Origin of the sequence: Bacteroides sp. ZJ-18 (genome assembly GCF_011038705.2) — a bacterium.
GTDB lineage: Bacteria > Bacteroidota > Bacteroidia > Bacteroidales > Bacteroidaceae > Bacteroides > Bacteroides hominis.
The window spans coordinates 1569566-1586203 of the sequence record NZ_CP072198.1; the positions used below are offsets into that span (position 1 = coordinate 1569566).

Annotated in this window: 14 protein-coding genes and 2 pseudogenes; 8 read left to right on the forward strand and 8 right to left on the reverse strand. The window is 44.3% G+C overall.

The window, feature by feature from the left end; all coding sequences use genetic code 11:
• Window positions 1–26 precede the first annotated feature (26 nt).
• Genes G7Y45_RS06280 through G7Y45_RS06295 form a run of 4 tightly spaced genes read right to left on the reverse strand, consistent with a single transcriptional unit; the run spans window position 27 to window position 5204 of the window.
• Window positions 27–1925 (reverse strand): hypothetical protein, encoded by a 1899-nt coding sequence (locus G7Y45_RS06280; RefSeq protein WP_165017905.1) that lies wholly within the window; start codon window positions 1923–1925, stop codon window positions 27–29.
• A 3-nt stretch (window positions 1926–1928) separates the two neighbouring features.
• Window positions 1929–3434, reverse strand: a complete 1506-nt coding sequence (locus G7Y45_RS06285; RefSeq protein ID WP_165017902.1) for a transglutaminase domain-containing protein — start codon at window positions 3432–3434, stop codon at window positions 1929–1931.
• 18 nt (window positions 3435–3452) lie between these two features.
• On the reverse strand, window positions 3453–4340 hold the full coding sequence (gene lepB, locus G7Y45_RS06290) for a signal peptidase I (protein WP_165017899.1): 888 nt from the start codon (window positions 4338–4340) through the stop codon (window positions 3453–3455).
• Window positions 4341–4346: 6 nt separating this feature from the next.
• Complete coding sequence (locus tag G7Y45_RS06295; RefSeq protein ID WP_165017896.1) at window positions 4347–5204, reverse strand: DUF1573 domain-containing protein; 858 nt, start codon at window positions 5202–5204, stop codon at window positions 4347–4349.
• A 367-nt stretch (window positions 5205–5571) separates the two neighbouring features.
• Between G7Y45_RS06295 and G7Y45_RS06300 the strand changes: the two genes are divergently transcribed.
• From G7Y45_RS06300 to G7Y45_RS06345, 8 genes and pseudogenes are all read left to right on the forward strand, one after another.
• Window positions 5572–7980, forward strand: coding sequence for a hybrid sensor histidine kinase/response regulator (locus G7Y45_RS06300; RefSeq protein ID WP_371729427.1), 2409 nt, complete (start codon window positions 5572–5574; stop codon window positions 7978–7980).
• Window positions 7977–9263 (forward strand): sigma-54 dependent transcriptional regulator, encoded by a 1287-nt coding sequence (locus tag G7Y45_RS06305; protein WP_165017893.1) that lies wholly within the window; start codon window positions 7977–7979, stop codon window positions 9261–9263. The genes G7Y45_RS06300 and G7Y45_RS06305 overlap by 4 nt, the downstream gene beginning before the upstream one ends.
• Before the next feature lie 227 nt (window positions 9264–9490).
• Entirely contained in the window at window positions 9491–10105 is a 615-nt protein-coding gene (locus G7Y45_RS06310) for an RteC domain-containing protein (protein ID WP_165017890.1), read from the forward strand.
• Window positions 10106–10346: 241 nt separating this feature from the next.
• A complete protein-coding gene (gene mobA / locus G7Y45_RS06315; protein WP_241159097.1) occupies window positions 10347–10691 on the forward strand; it encodes a conjugal transfer protein MobA in 345 nt (114 codons plus the stop codon).
• A gap of 89 nt (window positions 10692–10780) precedes the next feature.
• Window positions 10781–11902, forward strand: coding sequence for a conjugal transfer protein MobB (gene mobB / locus G7Y45_RS06320; protein WP_165017887.1), 1122 nt, complete (start codon window positions 10781–10783; stop codon window positions 11900–11902).
• A 37-nt stretch (window positions 11903–11939) separates the two neighbouring features.
• A pseudogene (mobC, locus tag G7Y45_RS06330) lies at window positions 11940–13952 on the forward strand (conjugal transfer protein MobC).
• A 38-nt stretch (window positions 13953–13990) separates the two neighbouring features.
• Window positions 13991–14737 (forward strand): annotated as a pseudogene (locus tag G7Y45_RS06340) (DNA adenine methylase).
• The gene (locus G7Y45_RS06345) at window positions 14738–14899 is read left to right on the forward strand and encodes a hypothetical protein (RefSeq protein ID WP_004308096.1); all 162 of its coding nucleotides are present in this window, start codon (window positions 14738–14740) and stop codon (window positions 14897–14899) included.
• Between the two features lie 119 nt (window positions 14900–15018).
• Here the strand turns inward: G7Y45_RS06345 and G7Y45_RS06350 are convergent, their stop codons facing one another.
• From G7Y45_RS06350 to G7Y45_RS20035, 4 genes are all read right to left on the reverse strand, one after another.
• On the reverse strand, window positions 15019–15765 hold the full coding sequence (locus G7Y45_RS06350) for a toprim domain-containing protein (protein WP_165017884.1): 747 nt from the start codon (window positions 15763–15765) through the stop codon (window positions 15019–15021).
• A gap of 45 nt (window positions 15766–15810) precedes the next feature.
• Window positions 15811–15972: a hypothetical protein gene (locus G7Y45_RS06355; protein ID WP_165017830.1), complete on the reverse strand. Its 162-nt coding sequence runs from the start codon at window positions 15970–15972 to the stop codon at window positions 15811–15813.
• Between the two features lie 13 nt (window positions 15973–15985).
• A complete protein-coding gene (locus tag G7Y45_RS06360; protein WP_241159094.1) occupies window positions 15986–16336 on the reverse strand; it encodes a M23 family metallopeptidase in 351 nt (116 codons plus the stop codon).
• A gap of 126 nt (window positions 16337–16462) precedes the next feature.
• Window positions 16463–16594: a hypothetical protein gene (locus tag G7Y45_RS20035; protein ID WP_256379953.1), complete on the reverse strand. Its 132-nt coding sequence runs from the start codon at window positions 16592–16594 to the stop codon at window positions 16463–16465.
• Between the last annotated feature and the right edge of the window lie 44 nt (window positions 16595–16638).

Here is a 16638-nt window from a genome sequence, read left to right on the forward strand (position 1 = left end):
TATGCACATGTGTAATATGAAAATATCTATAAATCAATCGTGAAAATTTGATTTCCATTTTTATAAATAAATATTTGTTCCTCTCTCCCTTTTGTCCGGTCCCGTAACCAGAAAAGTGCATTTTGAGGAATATGATATTTTAAAGCCCGATTTGTCGCCGTTTGCATTCCTAACGATTTCCATCCATCAATCCCGTCCTGATAAAATAATTCGTAGCAATCTCCCGGCCAAATATAATTATCGTCATTTCGTGGAGAGAACGTGATCTTATTGACCATAGTCGCTTCTTTCAAATCATAAGCAACATAGGTTGCGGTATCTTTGGCTTGAAAATAGGAAAGTATGTTTCCATCTGTGATATTGTCTAAAGCTGCAAGGGGTTTGATATCGTTGATTCGGTGCAAAGATACCCGCTTTTGACACAAAGTATCTTGGTATATTGAAAATTCAGCCAATTCCATTCTTTTATTCGGAGGTGGCACAATACGGACATACCTGTATCTTTTGCCTGTTTTTAAGGGAGTTAATTCATAGTAATTCGTTCGAAGCGTATCCGTAAACAGGTATAATAAATCCGCATTGACAAAGGACGGATTATCAGAAGCCTCTATTTTTAAACCTATGATACCTCTGTACAGCCATTCCGATATGGTCGGCTTAATTGACATTTTCCTTTTCAAAACGGCCTCTTCCATATTCTGGGTGTCAGGTTTGAGCAATTCAGTTTTACCATCCTTATAAATGAATGGATACCCTGCCGGAGTATGCCGTTTCCCATCCGAATAAAGCGGCATATAAATAATGCCGGATTCCAGATTATGGAAAGTGACCCGGTTGTCCTCTCTTAATGCCATGCCAACCGGAATCCAACCCTCGGGACTGAAAATTCCCAGATAAACGTACTTTCCTTTCTTTGATTGGAGAGGGACGGTCACTTCATTTTTCCCGAAATAATTAGCGGTAACATCCTTCACATATTGATTTCTGAGCAGAGGTGGTATTTTGCTGTTTCCTTCTACGTCTGGAAAATCTTTCTGTTGTTTTCCAAAACAATAACGATATACTTTTCCTTTCTTCCTGCCATCTGTCATCCTTTTATCCCTTGTTGCTTCAAATTCATTAAAATCGAACTGAATAAACAGGCCGGTCGTATCCCGCAAAGTATTCCATGAATGATAGTGTTGATAGTCGGGGGCATATACAAAATACTCTGTCGCAACGGGTATTCCGCAAGCACGCATCGCATATACAGTAAGGTCGCATACCTCCCGGCAATACCCTATCCGGTGATAAAACAAAAAATCACCGTTCAAGTGGGGAATTGAAAAATCCGTATTGTAACTGTATCCTGTTTCCTTTAACTTTTTGTCTACAATCCGGCAGGCTTCTACTACATCATTACCGTGATAAGTAGAATCCAAGGCCGGTGCATAGCGGTCATGATATAGTTTCCTCCATGCCGAAATAGGCTCGTCTGCAATGCGGTATGGCAGTATCAGCTCACAAAAATCATCAAATCCCAATGTCTTGTTCCATGGATATTTCTTCCATACATCAAACGCCATATCTATGTTTTCAATCAGATAACCGGCAGTGATAATATGGGAATCGTACACTTTAGGAAGGGAATAAAATGAAGTATGCCGCCATTGCTCTGTTGCCTCTTTGGATATATTACCCGAAGCCAGTACTTGTTTAACCGAGTCCAACTGCCATCCTTCATACGAGTACCAGTGCGGCATATTACGGATCAGGAAACGGGCCGCTTCTAGTTTTTCCGGTTCATTTTTATAGTGTTCAAGAACTTTCTCCAGTTCCTTTCTATTATCTCCGGCAAAATTAAGCGCCTGTTCCAACCGCACATCCTTGGAAAATTGGCAGGCATTCAAAATAAAAAGTAATAATATGAATATTCCCGACTTCATTGCTTAATATGTTTTTATACTGTCATTTTCTATAAAAAATACCCGCTGATTGAATATACGTTCCGGTATTGTAAACCACAACAGGGCATTCCCGGGTATTTGATCATACGACTGAGTGGTATCGGTCGATTTTTCGTGGAGTAACGGAATAAATCTGTTTTCCGTAACGTCCCAATAAAACAACGTGTGGTTTACCTCTGTCCGATCTTTCCGTTTTTCCAAGACGCATGCTTGCTTATGTTGCATTTGCGGGATAAACTGATGTATTTTTCCCTTGGTATTCACATAAAAGGGAGGGGTAATGTATCTTAAATTTTTTCCATCCGGACAATCGGCTACTATGAATATATTATCCCCGACCACATTGTCAAAAGTGCAAATGCCTTTATCTGAATAAATTCCCATGGCAAGAGGCTTCCATTCGTAAAAGTTATGTACACATAAATACACTTGCCTGGATTGCATGTTTTGCATTTTTTCTTTGCCGTCTATCGGAATGCTTATACAAGTTGTTTTATCCTGATATTCATTCGTGACGTCGTATAACAAGGGGCTTTTGAGAAAAGTATCGTAACCGTCATTCTGCGACCCTTTACCATATCTGACCGGATCAAAACGGAAACGGTAGACCTTGGCTGGCCTTCTATAACGTATTTCGGAAAATAGCCTGGCGTGAACACCCGGTTGGTCCTCTCCCGGGCCAAAACTATAAAATTCAGTACCGTCCAATACTGAACACCAACTGTGCCCCAGATCCATTTTGGTCCAAATTGTAAAATCCACCGCTACCGGTATACCTGCAGCACGCATGATGAATGTCCCCAAGTTACAAATACCGTCACATTGGCTGATACCGGCACGGTAGGATTCATCAATCGTGGGATAGAACGGAAGTCCTGTGTCCTGATATCTTATGACTTTTTTCAAATGCTCGTTTAAGAATGTACAAGCTGCAAGTGGTGAAGTCACCCGGGCGGAATCCAATATAGGAATAAACCGTTCTGCCATTTCTTTCCGGAGGGATGACGCTTCCTCCGTTTGTGCCCGGTACGGCAATATATACCTGCAAAAATCATCGAAGGATATACTTTTAGCCCAAGGCTTTTCCCGGACAGAAAACGCCAATTCAATATTGTTGACGAGATATGCGCTGTCAAGGGTGGTAATATCAAAAACCTTATGTTGCTCTATCCGGTATCCACATTGAATAAGTGAGTCACAATGCCTCTTCACTTCTTCTTTATTTTTAAAGGATGCGATATCCGGCCTGTACTTCCGTCCGTCAGGAGAGCGATAATATTCCTCCTTTGAATAATGGTATGGCATATTCCTGATCAGGTAACGGGCAGCCTTCAATTTTAATGAATCATTTTTATAATTCTCCAATACGGCTTCCAACTCCGTCCTGTTCTTTCCCGCGAGCCGCAGGGCCTGTTCCAGTTCTTTGTCCGGGGTGCGGGAACAGGCGAATAAACAACAAACAGCCATTGCATATAATAACCTTTTCATGTGGTTTTAATTAGATGTTCAATGAATGGGTTTTAGAAAACGGTTCCAACGCATCTTTCCTGTGTCCGGGCTGATTGATTTCCAAATGATCCAAGCCTTTCCGACAATATACTCTTCAGGAACCAGCCCCCAAAAGCGGGAATCCACCGAACTCATGCTGTTGTCGCCACCCATAAAATAATAATTGTTTTTAAACCGATAACCTCTCAAAAGGGAGCCGCGTAGAAAAACGCCATCATCCTTGTATAGCAGGGTATCTTTCAGTTCCCATTCGATCAGTCTTTTGTAAAGAAGATAATTGGTCCTGTCCAATGGAAGCGAATCTCCCTTTTGGGGAATATACATCGGACCGAAATCTTTGATATTCCACCGGAGGATACTGTCAAAGGGAAGTGTGTAAAATTGTTCTTCAGGCATTTTTTCAAGATTGAAAGTTACAATTCTTTTCTGTGACTCAATATTCCCAACCAACATATCACTGTTCCCTATCTGGAACAATCCGTCTTGAATGGACAATATATCTCCCGGCAGGGCGATACACCGTTTAATATAATATTTCAGTATATGCATTTCTATTTTATCCCATTTATCCCACTGGGAGTAAGGATAATTAAAAACCAATACGTCATTCCTGTGTATGTCCCTGATACCGGGAATTCTATATATCTTAACCTGTTCCCCTTTCATGGATGCAAATATATTGAACAGCCGGGGCCCGATGGTCGGTTTCCATACCCACACCAGATCGCCTTTAATCAATTCCGGTGCCATCGAGTCGCTGGGTATCTTAAAGGATGCGACCAAAAAGACCTGTATCAAGACATACAGTATTCCTGCGGCAGCCAATGCGAATATGATATTCATTATTCTATTCGTCCAGCGGTGTATCAGCTTGTGTTTTTCCATAAATTATCAATCCGTAATGTTCCCTTGAAGATTTATGATGATTGGCTTATCTATATTAGCCCTGACCCTTACGGTCTTTTTCAAGAATCCTGTTTCAGCAGGCGTAACTTTCAATTTAATTTCCGTTTCATCTCCCGGCCTGACCGGTTGCTTGTCGAATGAGACTGTTATACACCCGCAACTGGTATTAACGTCAAGTATCACCAACGGTGCATTTCCTGTATTTCTAATAATTACCGGAACTTCTTTTAAATCCGATTTCCCCAATGTCCCCAAATCAATTTGGGATTGGTCTGCTTCTGCCGTTGTCTTTATCGAGTTGGCCAATATCTTCTTTCCCGTAATCTTTTCCAAATACAAATTCCTGATATCCATATCGAGGACGGGATTGCCTGTCACAATAACATGATTGTTTTCGTCCAGCAGGAATGAAACATCCGAAGAAAAGTGATTGAGCCTGTTCAGCCTGTCACCTGTATCGGTACAAACCGGGTAACTGAAGTCGGCGCTTTGAATTAAGTATTTCATTTCTTCCATATCCTTCGGATAAAAAAAGAAAAGAAATGGGATCGTGTCATTGGTTGCGGAGTTGACCGTCGTCATAAACTCTTTCCATTTATTCAGTTGTAACTTACAACCCATGCAATCGACTGTATCCGCATAGGTTAAAACTTTCATCCTGGCCCGTGAAAAGTCTAAAAGGGTCGTATCTTTAAATAAACTGGTAAATATCAATTTCTCAGGAAAAAGAATTTCCTTTCCTTGCCATTTGTCTGTGAACGTATCAGTTCCTTTCGTATTTTCTTGCTTACAGGCCGTAACAAAAAGAACTAAAAATAATATTGCCAATTTATGTACTTTCATACTCTTATTTTATAAATGTGATCCACACTATTGTAGAGTTCCTTATATACATGACATATAAGAAAGAGTTCTATTGCAAATATACAATATTTATTAGTTATACAATCTGATATTTATCGAAAATATAGGTTAAAGTTACATTAGATATCCACTACCATTCTTTTTGAGTATATTGATAAATGTGTTAAAATAGAATATATAATTTATTCTCATCATTTTTTATTAACTATAAAACACTATATACAATATTTATTTTCTATATTTGCCAAAAGACATAATATATGACAGCTTCATTACCAAATGAAAAATAAGTACGTTTCCTGCACTACTGGGTGAAATAAACAACAGAACTAATACACACAGGATTATGGGGCTAAAGGTTAAAATATCAATTGGTTATATCTTGCTGATCTTTCTATTGACTACCGTTATTCTTCTTTTTCGCGGGAAAGAGGAAAGAAGGAGAACATTGGAGAAAGAGGAAAGCGAGCTGGCAGACGTGCGCCGGCTGACCGCAAAAGTGTATATGTCCCTGCTTGATCTGTCGTCCCGCGCCGAGGTAGTAAGTATTTGGACGGACGATGATTTCCACAATTATTGTACCAGACAGGATACCGTTCGTAAAAACCTGAAAGCTTTGAGACATTATGTTCATACCCCGGAACAACAGGAGCGTATCGATTCGTTTGCCATCCTGATGAACGAGAAGAAGCAATTACTTTCCATCCTGATGAATACTTTCGACGAAGATGTAAGTGAAATCATCAGTGAGAAAATTCCGGTAATCGTTTCTCAAGTCCGAAAGGTGCAAAGGGAAGCGTCCGTAGAAAAAGATGCGAAAATTCTCCCAACGGAAAAAAAGAGAAGCATTTGGAATCTCTTTCGTAAAAAAAAGCCTAAATCTGCTTACCGACAGCAACGGGATCAGCAGGAACGACTGCGACAAACAACTTCCGTTCCGAAAACCGTAATGAAAAAAGAGAGCCCATCCGTTACCATCCCCCTGCTCCGTTCCCTGGATCGTGAAGTAGCGGAGAAGCAAAAAGCACAACGGGAAAAGTTGCTCCTGCAAATGGACAGTCTGTATACGAACAGCCAGACATTGAACCTGAAGCTCAATACTCTTGTTGGAAATTTTGAAAAGGAAGCAAGCCTTCACCTGTCGTCGGGCTATGAGGCATTGATTGCCGAACGGGAAAAATCATTCAACATCGCTTCCGTGCTTGCTGCTTTTATTTTTCTCTTTGCTATCATATTGTATATCATCGTCCATAGAGACGTAAACAAAAGGTACAAGTACGAAAAAGCATTGGAATCTTCCGACCAAAGAAACAAAGGCCTGCTGCACTCCAGAAAAAACATGATGATGACTATCGCCCACGATCTGCGTGCGCCACTGGCAACCATTAAGGGGTGTGCTGAACTGTTGCCCAGTGAAAAGAAGAAAAGTCGCCAGATAGAATATGCGGAAAATATTCTGCATACATCCGACTACATGCTCGGTCTGGTCAACACGTTGGTCGAATTCTATATGCTGGATATCGGTAAAGTAAAGTTGAATACTTCTATTTTTTGTCTGGAAACTCTTTTCAAGGACATAATCGCAAGTTTCGTCTCGCTGACCAAAAAGAAAAACATCCCGCTGACGAGTGCCCTATCCGGATTGGATATTGTGGTAAACGGGGATCATCTGCGAATACGGCAGATTATAAACAATCTGCTATCCAATGCCGTCAAATTCACCCAGCAGGGTGAAATACGACTGGATGCGGAATACAGTAACGGGGAGTTGCGCTTTTCGGTACGTGACACGGGATCGGGAATAAGCGTAGAAGAAAAAGAGCGGATATTCGAAGCCTTCGAACGGCTGGATAATGCCCGTGGCATCTCTGGATTCGGTCTGGGACTGACCATTTGCGCCAGACTTGTGTCACAAATGGAAGGTGCCCTCACAGTAGAAAGCAGGCCGGGAGCAGGAAGCACCTTCATGGTAGTTCTACCGCTTCCACCGGCAGACAAATGCTCAGGAATCGGAAAAGAACGTATCCCTGAATATCCCCACCTGGAAGGAATGTATGTGCTGGTCATAGACGACGACCGCATACAACTAAATGTGACTAAAGAGATGCTGGAGCGTGGCGGGATCAGATGTGACTGTTGCCAAACCAGTTGGGAATTGATAGCCAGACTGAAGTCACAGATCTATGACCTGCTACTCACTGATATACAGATGCCGGAAACCGACGGTTACGGGATATTGGAGCTACTCCGATCCTCGAACATGGAGATGGCGAAAAAGATACCGGTTCTGGCCGTGACAGCAAGCGTGGATAAAGGGGATGAATATACCTCACGCGGTTTCTCCGGCCGTATCTGCAAACCCTTTTCCTTTAATGAGCTGATGGATGCCGTAGAACAGACAACCGGGCGAAGAGAGAGCGTGCGGCACGAACCGGATTTCTCGTTTATCCTTACTGACGAAGATAATAAACAGGAAATGCTCGGTATTTTTATCACAGAAACCCGGAAGGATCTGGCTGCATTAGCCACAGCACTAAAAAAACAGGATAAAGAAGCATCCGCCGCCATCCTGCACAAAAATCTCCCGCTATGGGAATCCGTCCGCCTGGATTTTCCCATATCCCGTTTGCAGGAATTGGTCACATGTGATACCCAAGGATGGACGGATGAACAACTCACAGACATAAGGAAAATAATCGGTATCGTCAATCAACTGGTCAGATATGCCGAAAAAATACGGGAGGAAGGTGCATGAAAATAATCTTGATTATCGAAGATGATATCGTATTCAGTCGTACCATCAGCAACTGGTTGGTGAAGAAAGGAATGAAAACTGACAGTGTGGTAACCCTTGCGGATGCGAGAAAGGCGATCAAGGAAAAAGAGTTTGACCTTATATTGGCCGACCTGCGCCTGCCGGACGGAAATAGCATCACCCTGCTGAAATGGATGAATGAAAACTATTATTCTGTTCCTTTTATCATCATGACCAACTACGGGCAGGTGGATAATGCAGTGACTGCCATGCAATTGGGAGCAGTCAATTATTTGTGTAAGCCTATACAACCGGATAAACTGCTGTCATTGATTACTGAAATATTTAATAAAGATAGTGAACGAACTGATTTCTACCGTGGGGAAAGCGGGAAAGCTCAGGAAATGTACCGACTGATCCGGCTGGTCGCCTTTTCCGACATCTCCGTCCTGCTTCGTGGCGCTTCCGGTACTGGAAAGGAACATGTCGCATCTGAAATTCATAACCAAAGCCACCGTAAAAACAAGCCTTATCTGACTGTCGATTGCGGGGCGATCTCAGACGAACTTGCCGCTTCCGAGTTCTTCGGCCACCGTAAAGGTGCATTCACCGGTGCGGACAGTGACAAAACAGGACTCTTCCGCGCAGCCGACGGAGGAACGCTTTTTCTGGACGAGATAGGTAACCTCTCTTACAAGACTCAAATGCTGTTATTAAGAGCCTTACAGGAGAAACGGTACCGTCCGGTGGGCTCCATGCGTGAGTTCACCTTCGATATCCGGCTGGTTGCCGCTACCAACGAAAATCTGGAACAAGCCATTACGGAAGGCCGTTTCCGGGAAGACCTGTTCCATCGCCTGAATGAATTCACCCTGCATCTTCCCCCGTTGGCCGAATGCCGGGAAGATATTCTTCCCTTTGCCGATTATCTCCTGAAAATCGCCTGTATCCGGCAACGAAAACGTCTCCAGGGATTCGACAGGATGGCTCAGGCCATCCTGACGGAATATTCCTGGCCGGGCAATATCCGCGAGTTGAGAAACGTCATCAACCGTGCGGTACTGGTATGTGAAGGACAATGGATATCCGCGACGGATCTGGATCTGGACATTTCTATCCGTCCGGAAGAAGTGCCCGCTCTCCCGAAAGAAGAAAAAGAAAGGCAGCTATTGCTCCATACTCTTGAAAAGACAGGCAATAACCGTTCCAAAGCGGCGGTCTTGCTGAATATCAGCCGTACCACTCTCTATGAAAAACTAAAAAAATACCATATAAACGATTAAGGACAGCTCCTGATTCCGAAGGGGTTTACAAAAAGTGTAAAGCTGCTTTACAAAAGTGTACGAGCGGCCTTACACTTTTTATTTACAGCCATTTATAGCCGGTAAATTCTTTATTGTTCGTAATCAGCTACTTACCCTGCTGTTTCTGTTGTGACACAGGAACGGGAATACATTTTGGCTTTCTATTCATGCCGGTTGGCAAAAACAAATAAAAAACTACTAACAGCATGAAAACATTAACAGAACACCGTTTATTCGGTTATTTTGCCCAATGCATGAATCAGGCCGGTTCCGTTCCGACTGAAGAGTTATCTCTCTCTTTTACCGGGTTTACTGACTTTCTCACAGAATTCTCCATCCAACAGGAGATCTCCTGTTCGGAGAAACTCCGCCAACTGTACCGCACTCAAATGGAACTATCCATATTGCTTCGTTTGTTTAAAGAAAACTCAGATGTAACTGTCAGATTCTATCTGGAAAAAACAGCCGGACTTATAGATACGGAGATCAAACTGGTCTATTTTATGGTGCAACATCCCGAATGCCTGCTTTCCCGCCGGGAAGAAACCATTCCGTCCCTCCACTGGAAAGGCTCCCTTATTAACCTGATGGAACTTATCGCATCTTTATATTACAGCGGGATAGTCACGGATGTTTCCGGCGGGCATCAATCCTTCTCGGGACTGGTATCGGTTTTCGAAAAACTGTTTAATATCTCCATTCCCAAACCCTACGATCTGCGTGCCGACCTTTCACGCCGCAAAAAGAGCCTGTCCGTTCTTCTTCCCAAACTGAAAGAAGCCTACGAAAAGAACATCGTGAACTGTGGAATCGGAAAGTGAACAGGAGAGTTATTCCCCCTGTCACAAATAGTCATCTCCTGTCATCTGTAGTCATATTCCGATTTTAGGTTCGTATAAAAAATATCACTTATTTTGCTGCCGGATAAATTAAACTCAAAAAGATATGGCAAGAATCAGCAATACACGTAAAGTCGTACAATCCGACAAATCAGGGAAATGAAGAGGTGGACGGACTCCCAAAGAGGAATCTCAACTCCACTCTTACTACTACGGTTTCCGTCTGGATGAAATCCAGAACATCGAGTTCGAGAGGCTCTTCGAGAATTCAGGAGTGAAAACCAAGTCACAGTTCATCCTTTCCGCTCTCTTTGACAAACCGATGAAAGTCGTGAAAATCGATAAGGCGGCAACGGACTATTATATCAAGCTGACCAACCTGCAAAGCGAATACCGCCGGATCGGTGTGAACTATAACCAGGCAGTCAAGACCCTGCATACCGGGCTCTCCGAGAAGAAAGCCCTCGCCATGCTCTATAAATTAGAGCAATTGACTGTCGAACTGATTTCTCTTAACCGGGAGATTATCCGTCTTACCCAAAAATTCGAACAATGGTTGCAAAAATAACATCTGGAGTCTCCGTTTATGGAGCACTATATTATAATCACGAAAAAGTGGACAAGCAGCAGGCACGAGTACTGGCATGAAACCGGATCATGGAACCGGCAGACGGTAATCCGACCATCCAGCATTGCATGCGTTCCTTCGAACCGTATCTGGCAGCTAACCGCCGGACAGAGAAACCGGTTATCCATATCTCACTCAATCCGCACCCGGACGATGTGCTGACCGATGAACAGTTGGTAGCCATCGGACAAGAATACATGGAAAAGATGGGATACGGCAACCAGCCATCTATCATCTACCGGCACGAGGACATTGGCAGACCCCATATCCATATCGTCTCCTTGCGCATTGACGAAGAGGGAAAGAAAATCAATGATTATAAGGAGTGGCAACGCTCGACTACAACCTGCCGGGAATTGGAGAGAAGATACCACCTGTCGCCGGCCGAGAAGAAGGAACGACGGGAAGCCCTGCCTCTGACTGTCGTCGATTACCATAAAGGGGATATCAAACACCAGATAGCGAATGTGGTCAAGCCCATCATGCAAGGATACAAATTCCAGTCTGTCAAGGAGTTCAAAGCTCTTCTCGGTCTTTTCCATGTGACGGTCGAAGAAATCCATAAAACGATAGACGGAAAAACCTACCACGGACTGGTTTACGCAGCTACCGATGAGAAGGGTGAACGGGTGGGTGTAGCCATCAAATCCAGCAAGATCGGCAAGAGCGTGGGATATGAAGCCCTGCGCAAGAAGTTTCTCAAAAGCAGACAACGGATGGCAAAACATCCCATTCCCCAAAAGACAAAAGAAGCGATTGCCACAGCCCTGAAACAAGATACCCGTCAGGGATTCCTGGAAGAACTTTCCGGGAAAGGAATCGCCGCCATGCTCTACCGGAACGATGCGGGAGTGATTTATGGAGTCACCTATATTGACCATACTTCCCGAACCGTATTCAAAGGTTCGGTATTGGGAAAGGAATACTCGGCATCGGTTATCAACCGGCAGTATGGCGTGGCTCTACCGGGAAAAAAGGATGAAGTACCTGTATTACATCCAGCCGAACCGGAAACAAAAGAACCGGGATTGGTGGAAGGACTGCTGGACATCTTCTCACCGGATTCCTATCCTTATCCGGGAGAAGATCAGCCTCAAAGCCCTTACGGGAAAAAGAAGAAGAGAAAGCGCAGAGGTCCGTATCTCAGCTAATAAGATGTATCACCGTTAATTCATTATTATACCGCTTATGTCACAAGACGAAACCAGAGGATTCAATAAGAACCTTGATTTTATGAGGGCTATCAGCATCATCTTTTTAGTGATGAATGTTTATTATTTCTGTTATCCCTATTTCCTGTCCATGGATCTGAACATCGGTGTGGTGGACAAGATCCTACTCAATTTTCAACGGGATACGGGACTATTTTCCCACTCGCTGGTCAGCAAATCCTTCAGCCTGCTCTTCCTCTTCTTCTCCTGTATGGGAGACAAAGGACGGAAGGACGTGGAGATGTCATGAAAGCATATCGGCTGTTATTTTACAGTCGGATTGCTGCTCTTTTTCGGTAGTGAGCTCTTATTGACAGCCTGTTTCTCCGTTACACTTCTTACCTTATTGTATGTAGCTACCGTAGCCGCCGGATATATCTGCCTGCTTACCGCCGGAGTCTGGATCAGCCGCCTGCTCAGGAATCAGTTTATGGATGACGTTTTTAACGATGAGAACGAGAGCTTCATGCAGGAAACACGCTTGCTCGCCAATGAATACTCGGTAAACCTGCCTACCCGTTTCCGCTATCAGCGAAAGACTTACTCCGGCTGGATAAATGTGATTAATCCTTTCAGGGCAAGCCTTGTTTTAGGTACTCCGGGATCAGGAAAGAGCTATGCCATTATCAATAATTATATCCGCCAGCAAATAGAAAAAGGATTTGCCGCTTATATCTATGACTTCAAGTATCCTGATTTAAGCGTAATAGCTTATAACCAGTTGCTTAAGAACAAGGATAAATATAGCAGACCCGTCGGTTTCTATGTAATCAATTTTGATGATCCCAGGTACAGCCACCGGTGTAATCCCCTTAATCCTTCGTTCCTGTCCGACATTGCGGATGCTTACGAGTCCGCCTATGTCATTATGTTAAACCTGAACAAAAGCTGGATTCAGAAACAGGGAGATTTCTTTGTAGAGAGTCCGATTGTATTGCTGGCAGCCATCATATGATATCTCAAAATTTATGAGAACGGGAAATATTGCACCTTCCCACATGCCATCGAACTATTGAATAAACCGTATTCGGACGTGTTCACCATACTGACCTCTTACCGGGAACTGGAGAACTACCTGTCACCCTTCATGGATGCCTGGAAAGGCGGCGCGATGGAGCAGCTCCAGGGCCAGATAGCTTCCGCCAAGATTCCGCTTTCGCGCATGATCAGCCCGGCTTTGTACTGGATCATGACCGGGGATGATTTCACGCTGGATATCAATAACCCCGATGCTCCCAAGGTGTTGTGTGTGGGCAATAATCCGGACAGACAAAACATATACTCATGTGCCTTGGGACTTTACAATGCCCGTATTGTCAAACTCGTGAACCGGAAAGGAAAGTTGAAAAGCTCCATTCTCGTGGATGAGGTGCCGACGATTTATTTTCGGGGGCTCGACACATTGATTGCCACGGCCCGAAGCAATAAAGTAGCCGTATGCCTGGGAGCGCAGGATTTTAGCCAGTTAATACGGGATTACGGTGACAAGGAGGCGCGTGTGATCCAGAATACAATCGGCAATATTTTTGCCGGGCAAACGGTGGGTGAAACGGCCAAGAACCTCTCGGAAAGGTTTGGAAAAGTGCTGCAACAGCGCAAATCCATCAATATGACAAGGGAGGATACTTCCACCAACATCAGCACCCAGCTCGATTCGCTTATCCCTGCCTCCAAGATTTCAAACCTCTCGCAGGGGGAGTTCGTCGGTGCAGTCTGTGACAACTTCGGAGAGAGAATCAATCAAAAAATCTTCCATGCCGAAATTGTAGTGGACAATGAACGGGTAGCCGCTGAAGCAAAAACCTACAAACCCATCCCCGTCATCACAGACTTTACCGGTCCGGATGGTAAGGACCACATGACAGAAGAAATCGAAAGAAGTTACTACCGGATCAAGGAAGATGTGACGCAGATTATTGAGAAAGAGTTGCTCCGCATTGAGAATGATCCCAACCTGAAACACCTGCTGGAAACGGCAGACGATGAATAATTCCTATTTAATTTATTAACCATTTAAATGTTGTAAACATGGAAAAAGTAAAGAAAAGTTCTCCGGCTGCTCTGCCGGGAAAACCCTGCTTCCCCTGGGTGGGAGGCAAAAGAAGATTGCTTCCCGTACTTATCGAATCACTTCCGAAAGACTTCGGACAGATGGATACATATGTAGAACCGTTTGTCGGGGGCGGTGCCCTGTTCTTCTGAATAAGACAGACCTATCCGGAAATCCGCTGCGTCATCAACGACTCCAACGAGAGCCTGATCAATGTCTACCGCATTATCAAGGAATCCCCGGAAGAGTTGATCGGAGTGCTTGCCCGGATACAGGAGGAATACATCGCATTGGAAGAACATGCCCGAAGAAGGGCCTACTTCATGGAGAAACGTACCTATTACAATGAAGCAGGCCCGGGTAACATCACCCGTGCCGCCCTGTTTATCTTCTTCATGCGCACTTGTTATAACGGCATCTACTCCGTGAACCGCAAGGGGAAGCTGTCCGTCACCTTTGGATTCGGGGGAAGGGTGAAACTGCTGGAAGAGGAACTGATCCGCTTTAACCACAAGCTGCTGCAGGATGTCGTTATCCTGGACGGTGACTACCGGCAGACCGGAGAGTACCTCGGAACCAAATCTCTCTTTTATTTTGATCCGCCTTATAAACCTGTCAATGAGAGCAATGCCTGCACCTCGTACATGCCGCAGGACTTCGGGGACGAAGAGCAGGTCGCCCTGGCAGACTTCTGTAAGGAAATAGGTGAAGCGGGTGGCAAATGAATGCTTTCCAACTCCGATCCCCGGCAGAAAAATCCGGAGAACACCTTCTTCGATGACCTCTATGCCGGTTTCCATATCCAGCGAATCAGCATCTTCCGTTCCATCTGTTCCATAGCGGAGAAGAGGGAAGCGGTCAACGAGCTGCTGATTAGAAACTACTAAAAATAGCTATCCGGAAGTTAACCGGAGGCTGAAATAATAAAGAGAGTCAAATCCCGCTGATAGGATTTGACTCTCTTTTCTTGTCTCTTCTTTGTATATATTTTCTCGTTTTACAGTTTTCAACCGGACTGTTTCGTTACAGGTTTTTTGATTTTCTTCGGGGCTGTTTCACGCAGATTCCCTGTCTTATTCTCCTGTTGTCTCTTCTTATTATCCAACAGGTAATCATTCAAGTCATTATATGCCCGGTAACAGTCTGATTTGTCTATGACCGGACATCCTGCTTCTGCCATTTCCCGAAATGTTTGCTTCCCGGCGGGATCATTATCCAGCAGGCAGAGGGCGCTCTTATAATCTTTTAATATCGGAATAGCCTTACCAACGTTACTCACGGAATTTAATACGATATAATCAGAAGTGTTCCCGGCAGACCGCCTGTTAGCGGGATGCGTAGCCCTGAGTGTGAGATAGGATAGATAATCTATAAAACCTTCAAAAACAATGCAACGGTCGCTACCATTCTTGATATGGGTAACCTCTTTAGGAGAAATGCTCCCTTTCAGGTATTTGTTACGAATTTCATACCCACCGCTCCGGTTGGCAAAGGCAACAGCAAAATACCATTTACCCTTGTTCTGGAAATGTACCTCCTTGCATGTTTTCTTTGCGATTTCGGGCGGGATACCTCTTCCTTGGAGATAACCCAGCAATACGGGATTTGTCAGCGGATCAACACGTACCTGCCGGTAGCCGGTAGCTTGTGGCTTTGTCCGGCGGAAAGAAGCGGCAGTCCGGGTTATAGCCGGGAAATGTCCCTCTATTGCTTTTAACGCATAAGAGATATCCCTTGTTTTTTGAAGTTCCATCGCCAGAGTGATGATATCTCCTCCCTGTCCGAGGCCAAAATCGTATCATAGGTTACGCGACTCACTCACCTTGAATGAAGGTGTTTTCTCCTTACGGAAAGGAGAACAATACCAGATACTGTCCCCATTTTGTCTGACGGGGGAAAATCCCATACGCCGGAGATAGTCCTCCAACGGAATACTTTTAGCTTCTTCAATATTCATCATGTAACGGATTAAATTAATGACTTTTTTTAGAGCGGGAATCCCTCAGTATCACCCATTGCAACGGATTCTGTGGTTTACCGTTTTTTCTCAGTTCAAAATGCAGGTGATTGCCGGTTGCGATGCCGGTATGCCCGACATTGCCGATAAGATGGCCCATGCGGACATCGTTTCCCTTTTTCACGTACAATTTACTTAAGTGTGCATACAGCGTGGAAAAACCACCTGAATGCCGGATTTCGATATACCAGCCGTAACTGCTGCTGTATCGGGCTTCAACGACCTTTCCGTTTCCCGAAGCATAGACCGGAGTGCCATAAGGTGCGGCAATATCCACTCCGGCATGGAGTATCCTTTTCTTTTTCACCGGATGTGTCCTTATTCCGAAACCGGAAGAAACGGCAAACCTCCTCCGGCTCTCATTCAAGGGGAATAAAATAGGATAATCGGCCAGCACGGTTACCGGCAACCGGCTGTTTCATACGAAAGACTTTCACTGCCGGGCGGAATGGATACGATAAGCGATTGAACTAAGTCCGCTTTTAAACCCCTTCGACGGGGACTGTGTAAAAGCCGGACACGACAATAAGTGACAGAACATGACAATCAATGACAACTTCTTCATAATCAATTTATTTAATGACAAAGATAGTAATTTTACCCTTGCAA